The following is a 19,659-nucleotide window of genomic DNA, read 5'->3' as shown; positions in this document are numbered from 1 at the left end:
GCCGGCGAGCCGCTCACTCCTTGGTGGCGCTGGCCGGAACCACCGCGGCGTCTTCGGGCTCGGGAAGTTTGGGCTGCTCGGCGATGTCCATGTTCGCTTCCGCGACGCCGCCGTCGCGCACGTGGGCCGACGTGGCTCGGCCCGCCGAGGTGAGGATGACCATGTAGGCGCCGTCCGGCAGAGCCGTCGCCCGGTAGGTTCCGTCGGGGCCCGTCGTCGGATAGCGGACGTCAAGCCCGCCCTCGCCCTGGTTGCAGGCGACCTGGACCTGAACCCCCCGGACCGGCTTCCCGCCGGACGTGATGCGCCCGCGGATCTCGCCCGAGCCCTTCGCGAAGAGCGCGAGGTTCTGCTCGACGTCTTGCCCTTCCTTCACGCCCACGTGCGCCACCGTGCGCTGCGCCTTGTCGAGCAGCTCCAGGCGCACCACGACCGGCGGGAGCTGCTCGAAGCGATATCGCCCCTCGGCGTCGGTCACCGTGTTCACGAAGCCGATGCTCCGGTGAGAGGCCACGAGCCTCGCGCCGGCGAGCGGCTTGCCGTCGCTCCCGCGCACCACGCCGACGATGCTGCCGCCCGTGGACATCGTGAGCTCGATCGGCGCCAGATCGTCGCACCCGGAGACCTGGACGCCCGCCGTCGTCGTCGCATAGCCGCCGCTGTACCCGCGGACCAGGATCTCGCCGGGAGGGACGTGCTCCAGCCGGAAGCGGCCGTCGAGCTCGCTCTGCGCCTGGCTCGCGGCATCCATCGACCCCTGGCTCGCCGCGCCCGCGGCGTCGCGCGACTCCGCGTCGAGGAACACCCCTGCGAGCGGCGCGCCTTTCTCGTCATGAACCGTCCCCGTCAGCGTGCACCCGCCCGAGAGCGTCAGATCGACTTTATGGTTCTCGCCGGCCCTGGCATAGACGAGCTCGGAGAACGCGGGCGCGTAGTCGGACGCGGTGATCCTGAGGAGCACCGGCCAGGCAGGCATCTGGTCGAGGCGGAAGGCGCCGTCCGGCCCCTCGAAGCGCTTCGACAAGAGGGGCGCAGGCGCCGCCGTGCTGTCGGGCGCCATCGTGACGACATCGACGGTGAACCGCGTGATCGGCTCCTTGCGCTCGTTGTAGACATGCCCCTCGACGATCCCGCTCTTCGGGAGCATGAGGGCGACGTCATCACCGCTGTGCGCGATGGCCAGCGACGGGCCGTATCCGTCTTTGTTGCCAACGAGGTTGTACGAGCCGTTCGGGACACGGAGCTCGAAGCGCCCGTCTTCGTCGCTCTGGACCGAGGCCGCCGTGGTCGGGAAGTTGCCGGCGACCTCGTACGTGGTCGCGGCGACGGCAGCCCCGGCGAGCGGGGCGCCGCTCATGTCGTAGACCGTCCCGGAGATCGACGAAAGCTCGGAGGCCTGCTCGGCAGGGTGCGCGGCGGGGCGCTTCCACTGCGCTCGGTTGACGTAGCCCGATCGTTTCTGTGCGGCTGCCGGGTCGCGCTGCGCGGTGTGGGGCGAGTCGTGCTTCGGCCGGAAGAACAGGACGGCGACGAGGGCCAGCAACGAGAGCGCGCACCAGAGCGGCCATCGCCGGGGAGTGTCGTGACGCAAGACGCGGGGTTGCATGAGGATGTCTCCATCGAGTCATGGTGTGGGGGGCTGCGGCGCTCGCAGCGATGTCACAGCCGAGGCGGAGCGGGGCGCTCCACCGCGGCTCCCGCTCGCCCTCGGGGCGAGGCAACGGCGGACACGAGCAGCGATCACCGGTGCATCGAGGAGGCCTCCGGGGCCGGTTCCGCCCGGCCCCGGAAGCCCCCTCATCGGACGTCGGCGCGGCGGGGCGCGCTCTGCGTCACGTAAACACGATGGAGAGGGCACCAAAAAACGAGAAGTTAAAGCTGTGAACGATGCCGACCGCGGAGGGCCCCGTCGCCGACTCGCCGAGGATCATGGTGAGGTTTGAGAAGGGGGAGGCGGGGAAACCCGCGATGGCGCCGCGGAATCCGTTACAGATGGGGGTGAAGCCATCGCCGGCGTACATGACGCTGTTGATATTCCTCGTGATGTTTCCCGGCGTCGTGACGCTGCTCATGCAGTTCGGGAAGGTAAACGTCGTCGCCTCCAGAACCTGGCAGAGGCGCGTGCCAAAGCCCGGCAAAGACGCTGGGGGCGCCCAGAGCAGGTTGTACGCGCATGTCCCGTTCGGGGCCAGCACGGCGTTGGCGCCGTCGGGGGCCACGAACATGAACGTCCCTGTGCCGGACGGCGACCCTTCGATGGCGATGGCGTGCGGCCCAGGCGCGATCGCCATGGCGCTGCCCGAGATCGACATGACGGCGAGCGAGGCGAGGATCGTGAACTTCTTCATGAGGCGAACTCCTTGGTTTCGTGCCCTGTGAAACGTGAATTCTCCGAGATGAGCGCGGGGCAATAGCTCCCTGGCGAGAGCGGCAGATGCGCTCGCTCCCCTCTGATCATGCGGTGTCTGAAGACCGCTGCGCGCCCCTGACGTCCGGCGAAGAGCGCGTGCGAACCCACGGTAGGCCTCGCCTCCTGCCATCGACCTCGCGACGCGCGGCGCTCTCCGGAGAGCGGCTCGGCGAAGCCGGCCCCCCCAGAATACGCCCCGATTCAACGCGGCTCTCCTGTCGATTCGAACAGGATTTCCTCGAATCGGCGTAGATTGACGGTACCGCATCATTTCTCACCGAGCAAGCCCGGGAGAAAGAAACAATCTCTCAAAATAATCAACATCTACACGGACGGCACCCCACGACCCGGGCACTCATCACAACTGCCATCGAAGAGCGCATCCCTAGAACTCTCGCAAAACGCAACATGCGCCGTCCGACCGGGGTAGCGAACGCCACGGCCCATGCACTCATCGCAGCTGTAATCGAAGACCACATTCCTAGAACTCCCGCAAAACGCGGCGTGGGTCGTCCGCCCGGGGTCGCGACCGTTCGTCGGGAGCATGCCAATCACGCTCATCGCCACACATCGAGCGACATGGAGCGCGCAAAGGCCTTCCAGCGCGGCCCGCTCCGGACGAAGGGCGCTCTGTCCGGCACGGGACCGGGCACCCTGGTCCGACCAGCATCCGCGCGCTACGCGCTACGTGTTGCGGAGCCTGAGGGCAGCCGGGCCGCCCGGCTCCTTCTGCCGCGGCCGATCGGGGACGAGCCGCTCGAGGAGCCGGGCGATCCACGGCGTGAACGGGAGGAAGAGCAGCGCTCCGGCCGTGTTGAAGAGGATATGCGCGTTGGCGATCTGCCGGCCGACGTCGCCGGAGGTGGCCTCCACGAGCCGGCTGAGCAGCCCGATCAGCGGGATCCCGAGCAGCACCGTGATCACGTTGAGCAGCAGCTGGAACAGCCCCGTGCGCAGCGCCGCCCGCTCCCGGCCGATCGACGCGACCAGCACGTCCGCGCACGCGCCGATCTCGGCCCCGAGCATGATGGCGATCCATCGACAAATGGCGCGACGTTTCTCGGAGATCTCGCGCAGCGCAGGAGAGGAAACCCCTGAGCCAGGTACGGCGCTCGCTTAGCCTGGCGACAGACGTCGACGAGCGGGGGAGCGCGCAGGAGGCCGCGCCCTCCCCCACCCTCCGCGCCGGATCAGTGGCTCCAGCTCGTGCCTTCCGCGATCTTCTGACCGGCCGGGCCGAACGTCGTCTGGAGCACCGACTTGCCCTTGATGCGGACCTTGGTGACCGTCTTCGGGATAGACCAGCTCACGACGTCATCGCAGCTCGGCTGGATGAAGCCGCCGCCCGGGTAGTACACGCCGGTCTTGCTCTTCGTCGCGCCGATCTGCACCCAGCAGCCCTCGACCTCGTCGAAGCCGTAGAGCGTCGCCGTCGTCGTCGTGTGCTCGCAGACGCTCTTCGACTTGGGGGCGTTGACGCTGTACGCCATCGCCGTCTGGGTCGACGCGAACGCGTTCTTCACGTTCGTGACCTCGACGACGTAGTTGCCCTTGCTGCTGTAGTACGTGTTGTCCGGCGACTCGCGGAGGGTGAAGCTGCCGACGTCGCTCGAGTTCGACTGGGCCGCGGTCTGGTCGACCTGCAGGGCGGAGATGTCGACGCACAGCGCCTGCGAGGTCTCTTCGACCTCCTCCAATCCGGCCAGCTCCGCGTCGAGGTCCGTCGCGTCGGCGACGCAGCCCACGAGCGCGAACGAGGACACGAGGGACGAGGCGAGGAGGATCATTGCACGCTTCATGATTGAGCTCTCTTTCGGGTATTTAGTTGAACGACACGTGATCTGACGCGCGGGCGGTCCGCCGCGGGTGCGACGGAGTCGAGTCCATCCGTCGCCCGGGTCGCCCTGCTCGCCGCCTGGACCGCGCCGAGCGTCACGCAACGCCTTTAAACAGGAAACGTGCCACTCCCCGATTCCGGCGCTCGGCCGCGCGCGCGCCGGCATTTTCGCGCCTTCGCGCGCTCCGCGGCCCCGGCGGTCCGCGCCCGCGCCGGCGCGCTGAGGGCGCGCCCCCTCATCCTGGAGGCGCCGCCCTCCAGGGGGGAGTCGTCAGGGGGATCGGAGCGCGCCGCAGCGCGGGCCGGTGTGGGATGGTGGTCGGCGGCGGCGCCGGCGCTCAGGGCGCGAACGACACGTCGAGCGTGTACGGCCCGGCGTCGGCCTGGGACCAGAAGCCGTCGACGACGATGAACAGCGGGGCGCCGCCGGTCACCTCGAGCGCGAGGGTCTCGATCGCGGGCGCGTCGCCGGCGCCTGCCTGCGCGGCGTCCTCGCACGCGAGCTCGGCGCTCGCCCACGGGCAGCTCGACCTCACGGACAGGGTCAGATCGGTGGCGGACGACAGCTCGAGCGTGAGCTTGCCGTCCGCCGGGGGCGTGAACCGGTACACGTCCTCGCGCGTGTCGGGCATGGAGCAGCTGCCCCGGAGGGCGATCGTGCCGGTCCGCGTGTCGCCGGTGTTCACCCCGAGGACGGCCTCCCGCGCGCCCTCGCAGACCGAGGAGCAGTCGTCAGCGCAGGCGCCGAAGGCGTCGGGGTCGTCGCACTGCTCGGGCCGCGTGACGGCGCCGTCGCCGCAGATCGCCGGGGCGAACGTAGAGCGCAGCGTGTACGGGCCCTCCTTGCCCGGCGCATGCGCGTCGACGACGACGGTCACCGGCTCGCCGGCGCTCAGGACGACCTCGATCGGCGCGGCGCCCCCGCCGACGGCGAGCTGGGCGCACGCGAGCTCGGTGGTTCGGTCCTCGCACGCGCCGCGGACGTAGAGCCCGTGGTCGGTGTCCGACTCGAGCGCGACCGAGAGCGTGCCGGACTGTTCCTCGGGCGGGGCGAACAGGTACACGTCCTCGCGGCCGGCGCCCGTGCAGCCGGCCCCGAACGCGTTCGTGCCGAGCGAGGTGTCGCCCGAGACCTCCGGCGGCAGGGGCGGCGCGACCGCGCAGGTCGCCGCGATCGCGGCGCAGGGTCCCTCGCAATCGTCGTCATCGCAATCGAAGGTCGCGTCGAAGTCGTTGTCCGCGCGATCGTCGCAGATCGCCTCGTAGATCCTGCACAGGCCGGTGGCCCCGTTGCACCTGCCGCGCGTCGGGCACTGCGCGTCCTCGGTGCACGCCGGCCGGCAGCTCAGCGCCCCGTCGGCGGCGGGGACGCAGGCATAGCCGGGACGGCAGTCGCTCGAGGTTGCGCAGGCTGCATAGCAGAGGTGCCCGTTGCTGCCGGTTTCGATGCAGACGCCGTGGCCGGCGCAGGTGCCGCCGGTGTGCTCGCACGAGCTGATGCAGTACCCGGCGGGCCATCCGTCGAGATCCTCGCGGTTGCAGAAGTTCCCTGCGCACATCGCGTCGTCGGTGCAGGCGGCGCCGTCGGGCAGGTTGACACTTCCGCCGGAGCCGCCCGCGCCAGCGTCGCCGCCGGAGCCGCCGATGCCGCCGCCTGTGCCGTCGGTGCCGCCTGTGCCGCCGATGCCGCCGCCGGTGCCGCCGATGCCGCCGCCGGTGCCGCCCGCGCCCCCGATGCCGCCGCCGGAGCCACCGATGCCGCCGGTGCCGTCGGTGCCGCCTGTGCCCCCGATGCCGCCGCCGGAGCCACCGATGCCGCCGGTGCCGTCGGTGCCGCCTGTGCCCCCGATGCCGCCGCCGGTGCCGCCCGCGCCCCCGATGCCGCCGCCGGTGCCGCCTGTGCCCCCGATGCCTCCGCCGGAGCCACCGGTACCGCCCCCCGAGCCGCCGATCCCGCCCGCGCCAGCGTCGCCGCCCGCGCCGCCGGAGCCGCCGATCCCGCCCGCGCCGCCGGAGCCGCCGATCCCGCCCGCGCCGCCACCGCCGCCCGAGCCGCTCAGTCCGCCATCGCCGCCGGAGCCCCCGAGACCTCCGGCACCACCGACGCCGCCCGAGCCGCCCCGGCCTCCGCCCCCCATCGCACCCGCGCCGCCCTCGCCGCCCGTTCCTGTGTTCGGGCCCGGGGTGCCGTCATCGTCCCCGCACGCCGCGGCGCTGGCCGTCAGCCCCAGCATGAGGAGGCAGGTCGTCCATCGTAGTCTCATTCTGTCGCTCCAGGGAAAAGGGGGATTCGCCCGTCGATGACGCGGCGTGACATGTCACCCGCGCGGCGCCATCTTCGGTGCAACCGCCTTTCGTGGGAAGCCCCCATACGCGCCGCTTCCCGGCTCCCTGATGCTGTCGAGACGCCGTCTCGCTCCCGCCGGAGCGCGCTCCCACCGCTCCTTCGCGGGAGCCCGTCTTCCCGTGTGCCGTGCAGGCATGCGCGCGTCGAGGGGTCGACGCGACCTCCTCTTCGGGCTACGCGCGGCGCGCCGGTGGCCGCGTCGAGGCGGCGGGCGCGCCGGGTCGCCCGCCGGCGGTGGCGTCACTGCCAGCGCAGGTGCACGTCGATGACCGCGCCCGTCCGGGCCGCGGCGCCGTCCGAGAACGTGAACGCGGCGCGCTCGATCTCGCAGTTGCCGCGCCCGTCGCAGCGCCGGTCGCGCCCGTACGAGAGCTCGATCGCGACGAGCCCGCGCGACGCGAGCGGCTCGAGCTCTCCGGCGCTCGAGGCGCGGTTCGCGTCGCGGTCGCTCCACAGCACGAGCCGCGACCACGCCTCGTCCCGCGCCGTGATGCGGCCGTCTCCGTCGGAGTCGAGCTCGCGGAGCGCGGTGAACCCGTTGTCCGCGCGGGCCCCGCTCGCGAGCACCGTCGCCGAGCCGAACAGCTCCTCGCCGCCGTCGATCGCCCCATTGCCGTCCCGATCGAGCGCGAGCCACGGCGTCGCCGCGGTGGGCCAGTCGGTGGCGATCGTGGCCCCGAGCCCGCTCAGATCGAACGCGCCGCTCATCGCGGTCAGGTACTCGACCGGACGCTGATCGAACGAGAGCACGAGCGGCGTGCTGACGCTGCTCGACTGACACCCGGTCCAGGTCGGCACCCCCTCCACGTCCTCGCACAGCTCGTAGCCGCCCATCCCGTGGTTGGTGCAATTCCGGGACTCGCCGATCGTGCACGCCGCCTCGGCCTCCTCGCCTCCGGGCGTGTTCCCGCCGCCCCCGCCGTTTCCATTCCCGTCCTCGGTCGCCTCCTCCGCGCCCTCGAGCGCGCTGTCGTCGCTCCCCTCGCCCTCCGCGGAGATCACCTCTCCGACGCACCCGGCGCCGAACGGCACCGCCGCGAGGAGCAGGGAGAAGGAGAGCGTTCCCATGAAACCCAAGCGAGTCCGTGAAAAGGTCGTGTTCATGGCACAGCTCTCCAGCAAGCCATGCGCCAGCCCCTCTCCGCCCGGTTAAACCATTGATTTTGCATGCATCAAGGGAGCGAAGAGCGCCCCTGTCTCCACGCGTTTGCCAGCGTGTGCCGAGCGCAACAGGGAATTGTGCCAGATTGGTCGCGCGTCGATCTGTGCCGCGCATGCGGGGACCGGCACCTGGGGCGGGACCCGGCGGCGGCTCCCGGGGCGGCTGGAGCCCCAGGCGGGCGGCGCTCCCCGGCGCTACCCCCGCGGCGGCGCGTAGAAATCGACGATCCGGATCGGCTCGGTCAGCCGCACGCGGACGCGCGAGCGATCCCCGCGGACGTCGCCGCCGATCTGGAAGCTCGTCGCCGGATCCATCTCGATCGTGACCTCGTCCACGAAGTAGTCGAACACCGTCTCCAGGTCATCGAACTCTCCGTTCCAGATGCTCGAGAAGTTCCGCACGAAGGTGAACGGCGAGATCATCGACACGCGCAGCTGCATCCGGTCCTGGCGATCGTCCGCGTACGGGAACATCCGGAAGCCGAAGCCGTAATAGGGGATCGTCGACAGCGCCGCGATCTTCGCCGGACCCTCGTAGATGACGCCGCCCTTCTTGATCGGCGCCCCGAGGATCGTCCCCTTCTCGCCGACGCGGATCGCGTCGTTGCCCTCGTTGATGATGCGGCAGTGCGGCGTGCGCCGCACGAGGTAGCTCGGGATCGTCCGCGTCGTCGCGGCGACGGCGTACGCCACCGGCCCCGGCGCGAGCCGCTTCAGCGGGCCGCGCGCGAGCGCCGACTTCACCGCGTTGTAGTCGCGCAGCATCACCGCGTCGATCCCGAAGCCGCAGAACGGCGACAGGATGTCCTCGGCCTCGACGAGCCGCAGGTTGCGGCTCCCGGCCTCGGCGCGCAGCCGCTGGAGGTCCACCGCCAGCCCGGGCTTCGCGCCCGCGCCCCCGGACGCGCCGAGCACCCACGCCAGCGAGTTGCCCGTCCCCAGCCGGAGCAGCCCGAACCGCGGCAGCGGCAGCCCGCGCCGCTTCGCCTCGTTCACCACCGCCGTCACCACCACGGTGAACGTCCCGTCGCCCCCGCCCGTGAGGATCGTGCCGTAACCCCGGTCGACGAGGATCCGCGCGATGCCCTCGCTCTCCTCGACCCGCCGCGACACGAACAGATCCCCCGTGTCAAGGATCTGATCGAGCGTCTCGATCACCTCCGCCGTCACGCTCTTGGCGTTGCCGTTCACCACCACGGCAATCCGACTGCTCGCCGCGCCCCGTGGCACGTCGCTCGGACGACGCGGCGCATCAGCGGCCTGGGAGACGTCATCGGAGCCGCGACCGGCGGGCGGAGAGGTCATGCACCGCGATCTACCACGACCGACCCCCGCGCTTGGAGATCGCGCGGGCGCGCGCCGTGGAAGCCGTGGAAGGAACGACGCCGCCACGAGGCCGGCGCGGGGGGCCTTGCTCGACCGGAGCGTCGAGCCCGCCGGGATCGTGCTGTAGGCCAACGTGGCCAAAACAGCGCGCCCGCGGCGGTCGCCGCTGTCCGAGAGAGGCCCAAGCGTGCGATGCTCATGGGTTTTGGCTCTCGAGCCGATCTTGGGTCATGCTGACCAACGGGAAAGCGAGGAGCCTCCCCCGAAACATAGTGGACGGGGAGGTCGATTTTTTGGTAAGGCGACGACCTGGCGAGCCAATTCGGCTTGACAGCCGCGCGGGTCTTTCCCCCGCGCGGGCGGCGCGCGCTTGTGGCGAAGGGCCGCGACGATCTCGTACCCAGCGGGGGACGCAGCGACATGCCGAAGATCACAAAGCAGGGCAGCTCCGAGAAGGCGACGGGCACGAAGAAGAAGGCCTCTTCGAGCGCCAAGGGGGGCGCTGAAGCTCAGCTTGCGAAACCCGTGAATCCGGTAATCAAGGAAGACTCGAAATCTTCGTCGAGCGCCTCGAAGCGTAAGCTCGGCCTCCGCGGCGCTGCGCCCTGGGCTGCCCGGCACGCGGCGAAGCACGCCGCCGAGGCGCGGGCACGGGCCGCCGAGCCGGCGCCCCCCGGCAGCGCCCGGGCGACCATCCGCGTGCCCACCGGCGCGGAGGAGATCAAGGCGAAGATCGCCGAGCTCCACAACCAGACCCAGAAGATCCGCACGCTCCGCAAGCGGCTCGACAAGGGGTTCTTCGACATCGGGGTGGTGCTCGCCGAGATCCAGCAGCAGGAGCTGTATCAGGCGAAGGGCTACGGCTCGTTCGAGGCGTTCCTCGAGCGCGAGATCGACCTCGGCAAGCAGACGTCGCTGCGCCTCATCAAGGTGGCTCACGTCTTCCAGCGCGAGGTGGCCCTCGACTACGGCATGGACCGGCTGTTCGTGGCGCTCGCCGCCCTCGAGGGCGACGCGGTCCCCAAGCCGGCCCCGTCCGCGATCCCCTCGGCCCCCGGCTCCAAGCCGCCTCTGCCCCTGAAGCCCCCGATGCGCATCGTGGGCTGAGCGGCGCTCACCCGCTTCGGATACGGGCCCACCTCGGCGTTTTCGGTGCTCGGCGTACTGGTGTACGCCTGCGCGCCGAAAACGCCGATCTGGGCCCGTCTCCTGTGCGGGTGAACGCCGCTCGGTGAGGCGCGTCAGATCCCAGCCCCGCGGGGCGGCAGTGAGCTCGTCGTGGGGCGAGACACCGGCACCGGCTCGGGGATGAAGCGGGGGAGCCGCACGCGGACCGTCGTCCCCTCGGCCGCGCGCGTGCTCACCTCCACCCGGCCGGCGTGCTGGTCCACGATCTTCCGGACGATCGCCAGCCCGAGGCCGGTGCCCGCCGCCTTCGTGGTGAAGAACGGATCGAAGATCTCGGCGAGGATCGTCGGATCGATCCCGGGCCCCGTGTCCCCGATCGACAGCCACACCTCGTGCGCGTCGCCCGACGCGCACGCCCGCAAGACCCCGCCGTCGGGCATGACGTCCAGCGCGTTGACGACGAGGTTCAGGACCACCTGCTTGAGCTTCTCCACGTCGCCGAGCGCGAAGCAGTCGTCGGCCAGATCGCGGACGACCTCGACGCGGTGGCTCGCGAGCGCCTCCTCCTCCAGGTCGAGGACGTCGCGCACGACGCGGGCCAGATCGACGGGCTCGCGGTGCGGGGCGCGCGGACGGGCGAGCTCGAGGAACTCGCCGAGGAGCCGGCCCAGCCGGCCGATCTCGGCCTCGACGATGCCCACCCGCCGCTTCATGGGCTCGCGGATCGCCTCGTCGGAGAGGCGGTCGATGCCGCGGCTGAGCAGGTGGAGCTCCAGGACCGCGGCGTTCAGGGGGTTCCGGATCTCGTGCGCGAGCCCGAGGGCGAGCGGGGCCATGGCGTTCAGCGCCTCGGCGTCGGCGGCGCGCCGCTCGAGCGCGCGCCGCTCGGTCACGTCGATGCCGATGCCGTAGACGAGGTCGGTCCGGCCGCCGCGCCCGCCGCTGCGGACGCCGGAGAGGTGCCAGCGCACCCGGCGGATCGCGCCCACCGCGTCCCGGACGCCGACCTCGACCTCGGCGGCGGCGGCGTCGCCCTCGACGACGCTCTGGAACGACTGGTTGAACCGGCGCTGCTCGGACTCGTCGACCAGCGTCTCGCAGAACGGCATGCCGAGCGCGGCGTCGCCGCCCACCCCGGTCAGCGCGGACAGGCGCGGGTTGAAGAGGGCCACGCTGCCGTCGGCGTTCAGGCCCAGGATGAGCACGTCCGCCGCGTCGACGATCGCCCGGTACCGCCGCTCGAGCTCCTCCCGCTCCCGCTTCAGCGAGATCTTCTCGATCGCCTGGGCCACCGTGGAGATGAGCTCCTCGGGCCGGAACGACTTGAGGATGAAGGCGAAGGCGCCGGCGCGGAGCGCGGCCATGGCGGTGTCCACGGTCGCGAAGCCGGTGACGAGGACGATCTCGCCGTGGGGGGCGGCGTCGCGGAGCGGGGCGATGAGCTCGAGGCCGCTCGCGTCCGGGAGCTTGACGTCGACCACCGCCACGTCGAAGCCGTCGCGGCGGGCCATCGCGAGCCCCTGCTTGCCGTTCGGGGCGAGGGCCACCTCCACGTCGAGCTCGCGCGCGCCCTCGAGGACGTCGCGAAGGTTTCCGGCGAGGCTGGTGTTGTCGTCCACGATCAGGATTCGAGCGCGCACCTGGGATCTCCTGGTCGAGCGGTCCGGCGGGCGGCCCGATGCACGGGGTGGCCTTCCGCTGTGGGGTCTTTCCTGAGTTTTATGCTATGAGCCGCCACCATGCGGTTCGTCGATCAGTGCCGTCTGAAGGTCATCGCGGGGGATGGCGGCAACGGAGCGATCGCATTCCGGCGCGAGAAGTACATCCCGTTCGGCGGCCCCGCGGGCGGCGACGGCGGCCGCGGCGGGGACGTCGTCTTCGTGGGCGACGAAGGCCTGTCCACGCTACTCGACTTCACCTACGCGCGCACCCTCGAGGCCGAGCGGGGCGAGCACGGGATGGGGAGCGACTGCCACGGGCGCGCCGGCGCCGACCGGGTCGAGAAGCTCCCGGTGGGGACGCAGATCTTCGACGCGGAGACCGGCGAGCAGATCGCCGACGTGACCGAGCACGGCCAGCGGGTCGTGGTCGCCCGCGGGGGCAAGGGGGGCCGCGGCAACCTGCACTTCAAGTCGCCGCACGACCGGGCCCCCCGGCGCGCCGAGCCGGGGGAGCCGGGCGAGGCCCGCGAGCTCCGCCTGGAGCTGAAGGTGCTCGCCGACGTCGGCCTGCTCGGCTTCCCCAACGCCGGCAAGAGCACCTTCGTCGCCGCCGTCTCGGCCGCCCGTCCGAAGATCGGCGACTACCCGTTCACGACGCTGACCCCGACGCTCGGCATGGTCGAGATCGGCGGCGGCGTGCGTTCGGGCGGGTCGAGCTTCGTCATCGCGGACATCCCGGGGCTGATCCCGGGCGCGAGCGAGGGGGTCGGGCTCGGCACCCGGTTCCTGAAGCACGTGGAGCGCACGCGGGCGCTCCTCCACCTCGTGACGCTCGATCCCGGCGAGGGCCGCGAGCCGCTCGCCGACTACCGGGCGCTCCGCAAGGAGCTCAAGAAGTTCAGCCCGGAGATCGCGCAGCGCCCGGAGGTCGTCGCCCTGACCAAGGCCGACCTGACCGAGGTGCGCGAGGCCTACCCGAAGCTCAAGGCGCGGTTCGCGAAGGCGAAGGTGAAGCTCCACCTCGTCAGCGCCGCGACGGGCGAGGGCGTGACCGAGCTCATCCGTGAGCTCGCGGCGATCGTGCGCAAGCGCGAGGAGTGAGCGGCCGAGCGCGGGAGTCCTCTCCGCGCAGATCACACGGTGTCCTCACGTGGGCTGACCGTGCACATAGGTCGCGGATCTGGCGAGCGCGCGACGTCTGGACAACGCGGCGAAGTTGGCGTCCACTTTTCGTTTCGGACTCACGCGTCCTGCCAGGAGAGGAGGCCCGATGCGCTGGTCGATCTTCAGCTTCAGCAAACCGTCTGCCCTTGCGTGGTGTGTGGCCCTCTCGGCGGCGCTCGGCGCGAGCGGGACGGCGCGCGCCGACATCGTGCAGCCGAACGGCACCACGATCCCCGCGGTCACCGAACGGTTGAGCGACCTGCTCAACGGGTCGGACAACAACGACAACATCGACGAGATGATCGACGTCGTGGCCGACGCGGCGGTGGAGCCGCAGGTGTTCTCGCCGCTCTGCGAGTTCAGCGGCAAGTACATCGCCAAGGGGGGCGGCGCCAACTTCGCCGTCGGCTGGTACAACGTCGACGACAGCCGCGCGAGCGACGACCCGCCGAAGTACGTCCCCGTGGACACCAGGGCCAACCTCAACACGGCGGCGCCGGAGAGCGATATCCAGATCCTCTTTCCCTTCTCGACGTCCCTGCCGTCTGCCGCGATGCGCGAGCTGACGGCGGTGTCGATCCGGGAGAGCCCCGCGTACGCCGGCGGGCTGATCGGCTTCGTGCTGATCCCGAACCCGAACGGCACCGGCACCAGCAACGCCACGCAATACCATTACACCGAGCACCGGTTCAACGTGGCGTGTACGCGGTGCGAGACGCCGGGCCCGTGGTACTCGGACCTCATCTATCGTTCGAACGAGCTGCTCAACACGTTTTACCTGGGCTTCGAGGATCTCGACTTCCGGAACGCGGCCGGCGCCGCGGGCGTCAACGGCAACGATCTCGACTACGAGGACTTCCTGTTCCGCTTCTCGGGCATCACGTGCCCCGAGGCCGGCCAGCCGTGCGAGGTGGACGAGAACGTCGGCGCGTGCCGCCTCGGGATCTCCGACTGCGACGCGCAGGGGGCGGTGATCTGCACTCCCTTCGTGCTGCCTGGCAGCCAGGCCGAGCAGTGCGACGGCGTCGACAACGACTGCGACGACGTCATCGACGAGGAGGCGCCCTGTCCGGAGAGCCAGGTGTGCAACCGCGGCCGCTGCGTGGATCGCTGCGGGTCCGCGGAGTTCCCGTGCGAGCAGGGGTTCGTGTGCCGAGGGGGGCTGTGCGTCGAGCAGGCCTGCGTCGACGTGATGTGCGAGGTGGGCGAGGTGTGCCACGAGGGCGAGTGCAGCGCGCCCTGCGACGGCGTGGTGTGCCCGCACGACCAGGTGTGCCGCGCCGGGCGCTGCATCGATCCGTGCCAGGACGTCGTGTGCAACTCCGGCCAGGTGTGCGAAGGCGGCGTGTGCGTGCTCCAGTGCAACTGCCGGGGGTGCCCGACGAACGAGCGCTGCGACATGGAGAGCGGCCGGTGCGTGGAGGCCGCGTGCGCCGACGTCTCGTGCGACGAAGGCACGTATTGCCGCGAGGGCGCGTGCGTCGATGTCTGCGACGGGGTCGCGTGCCCCGCGGGCGAGCGGTGCGAGGCGGGCGCGTGCGTCGAGGCGCCGCCGCCCACCACCGCCACCACGTCGATCGGCGCGGGGCTCGATACCGTCGCGTCGTCCGGCGCGGGCGACGCCGCGTCCGGCTCGGGCGGGGCGTCCGCGTCGGGCTCTGGCGGGGCGCCGCCTGCCGGCGCGGGCGGCGGCGCTTCCGGGGGCGGCGAGTCGTCGGGCTGCGGGTGCCGCCTCGGCGCCGACACGCCCTCCGCGGGCGGCGTCGCGGCCCTGCTCCTCGCCGCCGGCCTCGCGTTCCGCCGCGGGGCGCGCCGCCGGCCGGCCCGCGGGCAGCGCCGCGCGTCCGGCGGCGGCGAGATGCGTTGAAGCGTCGCGAGGGGGCGCGGGCGAGCGAGCCGCCCGCGCCCCCTCACTCCTACGGGCGCTCGACGGTGAAGCTCGAGGTCTGGTCGTCGAAGTCGTAGCTGTCGAGGTTGGCGTCCGCCGTGATGACGCGCGACGCGGGCGAATAAATGAAGAACAGGTCGTAGAGCGTCAGCTTGAAGCCGTCGGGGACGCGGACGGAGCTGATCCTCTTGTCCCAGGCGCCGCCGATGAGATACCTGCTGCCGACGCCGTAGAGGAGCGAGTCGCCCGAGAAATCGGCGTGCTCGTAGAGGGCGACCACGTCCTTTTGCGGGTCCGAGGCGCGCGAGACGACGAAGCTCGAGATGACGTCGCTGAAGCCCGCGGCCACGAGATCCGTGTCCGAGGTGAAGACGCGCGCCTCGCCCTCGAAGTTGTGGTGGAAGAACACCGTGACCCGGAGCCCGGCGGGGACCTTGATCGCGCTCGCGCGGTCGTTGCCGATGATCGCCATGTCCGGGAGGTTGTGGCGGCCGATCCCGAAGCTCTGCGAGACGCCGGAGAAGTCCGAGAGATCGTAGAGCACGACCTCGTCCTCGGGGTGGTCGGTGGGGCCGCTGGCGATCGTCGCGTCGATCCACGAGCGGTGGCGCGCGACGTCGACGCCGGCGAGCGACGCATGCAGGTTCGTGCCGTCCTGGCCGCTCGAGGCCGAGAACACGGCGACCTGACGCCCGTCGACGAACCATGGGCCGCCGGAGTCGCCGCTCCATCCCGAGCCCGTCACGCCCGTCGCCAGGAGCTCGTCGTCGGAGCGCCGGCCGTCGATGTGGATGATCGCCTTCTTGAGCGACGGCGCCATCACCAGCGGCGTGCCCTCGCTCCCCCAGCCATAGACCGTCGCGTCCGTCCCGTCCACGGCCGGCCCCGCGGGGGCGAGCTCTACGACCGCGCTGCCGGCGTCCTCGGTCAAGTGGAGCAGCGCGATGTCGACCTCCGCCGAGGGCACCTCGATGGCGTCGACCTCGATGCGCCGGCCCTCGCGGTACGTGTTGCTGCCGATGCGCACCGCCGACGTCTCGCCTTCATCCGCCATGCAATGCTGCGCGGTGAGCACCCAGCGCGGCGCGACGAGCGTGCCCGTGCACTGATAAAAATCGCCCGTGTCCCCGCGCACGTCGAAGACCTGGACGGCCCAGGGGCTCGCCTCGGCGATCTCGCCGCCGATGATCTCGGACGACTGCGAATCGAGCGACTCGACCGGATCCTCCGGCGCATCCGCGATGGTGCAAGCCGTGGAGAGACTCAACGCGATCCCGGCGCAGATCGCGATACCCAGTTGATTCCCAAGCTCTTCTTTGTTCATGTCATCTCCGCATGGGTCACGTCCGGAGTATGCGGCGATACCCGGGCCACGCCAGGCGGCGTTATGGAACGGCGGCGTTCGATGAGCGGAACATCGAGGGCGCTGGATGAGCGGCTTGGCCTGTCGGAGCTCGTGCACGTTCACGCGAAAGGTTCGCTCAGCGCGGCAGGCGCGCTGTCGAGGCCCGGGTCGATTCGTGCATCCATGAAAAGCATCGCTCTCCCGCGAGCGTGCCAGTGCGGCCGCGGCGCGCAGGCGACCTCTCGGCGCATGAAGAACAGCAACATCGTCGTCGCCCGGGCGGGGCCGCCGCGTCACATCGAGAGGCGCGCGGCCTCCTGGACCTCCGCGATGCGCGGGTCGTCCGCGCGACCGACCACGGCGAACCCGTAGCCGTTGCGAAACCAGTATCTCGTCGCGAGCCCGCCGTCGCGGCGCGTGCCCGTGAGCTCGCCCGGGCGCGAGCTCGGGCGGATGTAGAAGCTCACGCGCTGCCCGTCTCGGTCCTCGTACATGAGCAGGACCGCGGGGCCGTTGGCCGTGGAGAGCAGCCGGCCTCCGAGGAGGTCGAACCCGTACGGCGCCAGATCCGGCAGCGCCACCGGGCGCCCCAGCCGGCCGGAGAGCCAGGCCTGGAGATCGCCCCCGTCCCCCGCCGCCATCTCCACCGGCCGCACGCGATCCGTGGCGAAGGTGCGGTAGGCCTCGACCGCGTCGTCCATCGGCGCAGGCGCCCCCGGCAGGCTCATCGAGCGCGCCGTCCAGCCGCCGAGCGCGCCGATCCCGAGCGCGACCGCGAGCGAGGCGCCGAGCATCGCGCGCCGCTGGGAGCGCTGGCGCAGATCGCGCCGGATCGCGCGCGGATCGAGGCGTGGGTTCGGCGGCAGCAGCGAGGCCCCGGCGAGCAGGGCGCGCAGCTCCTCGGCGTTCCGCCGGTAGGCGGCGACGCGCGCGCGCTCGTCAGGGTGCGAGGCGAGGTACGCCTCGACGGCGCGCGCCCGTTGGGGATCGAGCCGGCCGTCCACGAAGGCCTGGAGCTCGTCCTCGGTCGGGGGATCGAGGCTCATTTGACCCTCCGGATCCGGGCGGGGGCGGGCTCGGCCTCGGTCAGGGCGCGGTAGGCCTCGCGCGCGCGGGAGAGGCGCGACATCACCGTGCCGATCGGCACGTCGAGGGCCTGCGCCGCCTCCTGGTAGGAGAAGCCCTCGACCGTCACCAGCAAGAGGACCGCGCGATGATCGACCGAGAGCTTGTCGAACGCGCCGAGCGAGGACCGCGCGAGGACGGCCTCCTCGCCGGGGTGCTCGCCCTCGGCGCGGACGCCGAACGCCTCCAGCAAGCGCCGGACGCGCCCCGCGCGCCTCCGGCCGTCGAGGAACTGGCGGACCATGATCGCGTACAGCCAGGCCTTCAGGCTCCCCTCCGGGCGCTTCGTCTGCCAGCGCGAGAGGGTCTTCTCGAGGCAGCTCTGCACCAGATCGTCGGCGGCGCTCGCGTCGCGCGTCAGCGAGGCCGCGAACCTCCGCATGCCCGGCAAGAGGGCGCGCAGCTCCTCGTCGTTCAGATCGCTCATCGCCGCACCTGCCCGCTCCTCGGCTCCAAGGCCTCCACGGCCGCAAGACGCCGCTCGAACCGAGGTTATTCCGTGGGGGGATCTTCTTTGTAGCCCGCGGAATACCGCCCCCCGGGCGGCGTCACGGCTGCATCCACCCACGCCGCCGCGATGGCGGAGGAGCTCGTGATGTTCGGATTTCTGCGTTCCGACGGGGGCCTCCTGGGCCTCTTGCGCGCGAAGGCCGGCGAGATCGCCCGTGCCGCGCTGATCTTCGCGATCGTGGCCACTCTGGCCGCGACGTTCGCCTTCGTTGCGGGGGTCCTGGATCCGTCGCGGCTGACCCCGGCGAAGCTCGTCGACGCGCTCGAGGGGCATGACGGCCTGCACCCGGGCTTTCGCCGCGCGCACGCGAAGGGCGTCTGCTTCACCGGGCGGTTCGAGGCGAGCGGCGCGGGCGCCCAGCTCTCCAGGGCGAGCGTGGTCGCGCGCGGCGAGGTCCCCGTGGTCGGGCGCTTCTCGACGGGCGGCGGCATGCCGTACGCGCCGGACGGGCGCGTCGCGCTCCGCAGCATGGCCCTCAGCTTCTCGCTGCCGAACGGCGAGCGATGGCGCACCGCCATGAACCACATCCCCGTCTTCCCCGTCGCGACGCCAGCGGCGTTCCTCGATTTTCAGCGCGCCACCTCGCCCGTCGCGGCCACGGGGAAGCCGGACGCCGCGCGCGTCGAGGGCTTCCTCGCCGCGCACCCGGAGACGCGCGCCTTCATGGCCCGGCTGCGCGACGGCGATCTGCCGTCGAGCTTCGCGAACGGCACCTACCACAGCGTGAACGCGTTCCGCTTCACCGGCGGCGCCGGCCCGGCGCGCGACGTCCGCTGGTCGATGGTGCCCGAGGCCCCGCTGGAGGCGCTCGACAAGGGGACGCTCGCCTCGAGGCCGCCGAGCTTCCTCTTCGAGGAGGTCGTCGCGCGCCTCGCGCGGGGCCCGCTGCGCTGGCGGATGCGGGTGACGGTCGCGGCCCCGGGCGATCCCACGGGCGACGCCACGCGCGAGTGGCCCAGCGATCGCGAGCAGATCGAGGTCGGCACGCTCGTGGTGGAGCGCGCCGCGACGGAGGAGGCAGGGCCGTGTCGCGACATCACCTTCGATCCGCTGATCCTGCCCGCCGGGATCGAGCCGTCGGACGATCCGCTGCTGAGCGCGCGCTCTTCGGCCTACGCGGTCTCGCTCACGCGCCGCGCCGGCGAGGGGCCGGCGCCGAGCGCGCTCTCCCGCGGCCCCGCCGAGGAGGGCGCGCGTCGATGAGCCGTCCGCAAACGTTTCACCCTCTGGCGCGCGCTCTGCACTGGACCATGGCCGTCGCGATCGTCGCCATGCTGTTCATCGGGGTCGGCATGGCCTCGACGGTGAGCGGCGCCCGGACCTTCCTGCTGCCGGCGCACCGGTCGGTGGGCGTCGTGCTCCTCGCGCTCGCGGCGGTCCGCCTGGGGGTGCGCCTCGCGCGCCGCGCGCCGCCGCTGCCGGAGGACATGCCGGCCTGGCAACGGCGCGCGGCGGGCGCATCGCAGATCGTGCTCTATGTCCTGATGTTCACGATTCCGATCGTCGGCTGGGCGATGCTCTCGGCGGGCGGCTATCCGGTGACGCTGCTCGGCGGGGTCCAACTGCCCTCGATCGCGCCGCAGAGCCCCGCGCTTCACGCGGCGTTGCGCCGCGCTCACACCTACCTCGCCCTGCTGCTCTTCGGCGCCTTCCTCCAGCACCTCGCGGCGGCGCTCTTTCACCTCTTGATCCGAAGAGACGACGTGTTCGCGAGCATGGCCCCGCGGTGGTGGCGCCGGCGCGGCGGATAGCGCGG

The 19,659-nt window shown here is 71.7% G+C and carries 16 protein-coding genes; 5 read left to right on the top strand and 11 right to left on the bottom strand.

Going from position 1 to position 19,659, the window contains the following annotated elements:
• Positions 1-13 precede the first annotated feature (13 nt).
• The 7 genes from WME98_RS35540 to WME98_RS35510 form a co-directional block, all read right to left on the bottom strand.
• The gene (locus tag WME98_RS35540) at positions 14-1,606 is read right to left on the bottom strand and encodes a carboxypeptidase regulatory-like domain-containing protein (protein ID WP_437946065.1); all 1,593 of its coding nucleotides are present in this window, start codon (positions 1,604-1,606) and stop codon (positions 14-16) included.
• A 226-nt stretch (positions 1,607-1,832) separates the two neighbouring features.
• Positions 1,833-2,348 carry a hypothetical protein gene (locus tag WME98_RS35535; RefSeq protein ID WP_437946064.1) on the bottom strand — a complete coding sequence of 172 codons (516 nt, stop codon included), beginning with the start codon at positions 2,346-2,348 and terminating at the stop codon, positions 1,833-1,835.
• Between the two features lie 746 nt (positions 2,349-3,094).
• Entirely contained in the window at positions 3,095-3,436 is a 342-nt protein-coding gene (locus WME98_RS35530) for a Na/Pi symporter (RefSeq protein WP_437946063.1), read from the bottom strand.
• A gap of 164 nt (positions 3,437-3,600) precedes the next feature.
• Positions 3,601-4,209 (bottom strand): hypothetical protein, encoded by a 609-nt coding sequence (locus tag WME98_RS35525; RefSeq protein WP_437337110.1) that lies wholly within the window; start codon positions 4,207-4,209, stop codon positions 3,601-3,603.
• Between the two features lie 376 nt (positions 4,210-4,585).
• Positions 4,586-6,511 carry a DUF4215 domain-containing protein gene (locus WME98_RS35520; protein WP_437946062.1) on the bottom strand — a complete coding sequence of 642 codons (1,926 nt, stop codon included), beginning with the start codon at positions 6,509-6,511 and terminating at the stop codon, positions 4,586-4,588.
• 323 nt (positions 6,512-6,834) lie between these two features.
• Positions 6,835-7,662 carry a hypothetical protein gene (locus WME98_RS35515; RefSeq protein ID WP_061625136.1) on the bottom strand — a complete coding sequence of 276 codons (828 nt, stop codon included), beginning with the start codon at positions 7,660-7,662 and terminating at the stop codon, positions 6,835-6,837.
• Positions 7,663-7,950: 288 nt separating this feature from the next.
• Positions 7,951-8,949, bottom strand: coding sequence for a diacylglycerol/lipid kinase family protein (locus WME98_RS35510; RefSeq protein WP_437946061.1), 999 nt, complete (start codon positions 8,947-8,949; stop codon positions 7,951-7,953).
• A gap of 552 nt (positions 8,950-9,501) precedes the next feature.
• Here WME98_RS35510 and WME98_RS35505 point away from each other — a divergent pair.
• Positions 9,502-10,188: a hypothetical protein gene (locus WME98_RS35505; protein WP_020734215.1), complete on the top strand. Its 687-nt coding sequence runs from the start codon at positions 9,502-9,504 to the stop codon at positions 10,186-10,188.
• A 134-nt stretch (positions 10,189-10,322) separates the two neighbouring features.
• On the opposite strand, the gene WME98_RS35500 is transcribed toward WME98_RS35505, so the two are convergent.
• A complete protein-coding gene (locus WME98_RS35500) occupies positions 10,323-11,849 on the bottom strand; it encodes an ATP-binding protein (RefSeq protein WP_437946060.1) in 1,527 nt (508 codons plus the stop codon).
• Positions 11,850-11,948: 99 nt separating this feature from the next.
• On the opposite strand from WME98_RS35500, the gene obgE reads away from it, so the two are divergent.
• Together obgE and WME98_RS35490 are read left to right on the top strand one after the other, a co-directional pair.
• Entirely contained in the window at positions 11,949-12,971 is a 1,023-nt protein-coding gene (gene obgE, locus WME98_RS35495) for a GTPase ObgE (RefSeq protein ID WP_437946059.1), read from the top strand.
• Positions 12,972-13,140: 169 nt separating this feature from the next.
• The gene (locus WME98_RS35490) at positions 13,141-14,901 is read left to right on the top strand and encodes a hypothetical protein (RefSeq protein WP_437946058.1); all 1,761 of its coding nucleotides are present in this window, start codon (positions 13,141-13,143) and stop codon (positions 14,899-14,901) included.
• A gap of 49 nt (positions 14,902-14,950) precedes the next feature.
• On the opposite strand, the gene WME98_RS35485 is transcribed toward WME98_RS35490, so the two are convergent.
• The 3 genes from WME98_RS35485 to WME98_RS35475 all read right to left on the bottom strand — a co-directional run bounded on the left by WME98_RS35485 (position 14,951) and on the right by WME98_RS35475 (position 17,819).
• Entirely contained in the window at positions 14,951-16,246 is a 1,296-nt protein-coding gene (locus WME98_RS35485) for a trypsin-like serine protease (protein ID WP_437946057.1), read from the bottom strand.
• Positions 16,247-16,560: 314 nt separating this feature from the next.
• Positions 16,561-17,313, bottom strand: a complete 753-nt coding sequence (locus tag WME98_RS35480) for an anti-sigma factor family protein (protein WP_437946056.1) — start codon at positions 17,311-17,313, stop codon at positions 16,561-16,563.
• Positions 17,310-17,819, bottom strand: a complete 510-nt coding sequence (locus tag WME98_RS35475; RefSeq protein ID WP_020734209.1) for a sigma-70 family RNA polymerase sigma factor — start codon at positions 17,817-17,819, stop codon at positions 17,310-17,312. The genes WME98_RS35480 and WME98_RS35475 overlap by 4 nt, the downstream gene beginning before the upstream one ends.
• 168 nt (positions 17,820-17,987) lie before the next feature.
• Between WME98_RS35475 and WME98_RS35470 the strand changes: the two genes are divergently transcribed.
• Entirely contained in the window at positions 17,988-19,106 is a 1,119-nt protein-coding gene (locus WME98_RS35470) for a catalase family peroxidase (RefSeq protein WP_437946055.1), read from the top strand.
• Positions 19,103-19,654, top strand: a complete 552-nt coding sequence (locus WME98_RS35465) for a cytochrome b (RefSeq protein ID WP_437946054.1) — start codon at positions 19,103-19,105, stop codon at positions 19,652-19,654. The genes WME98_RS35470 and WME98_RS35465 overlap by 4 nt, the downstream gene beginning before the upstream one ends.
• Positions 19,655-19,659 lie beyond the last annotated feature (5 nt).

This window comes from Sorangium sp. So ce296, assembly GCF_051529605.1.
Lineage (GTDB): Bacteria > Myxococcota_A > Polyangia > Polyangiales > Polyangiaceae > Sorangium > Sorangium cellulosum_D.
Note: the sequence above shows the minus strand (reverse complement) of the source record. Positions and strands in the feature narration are given on the sequence as shown.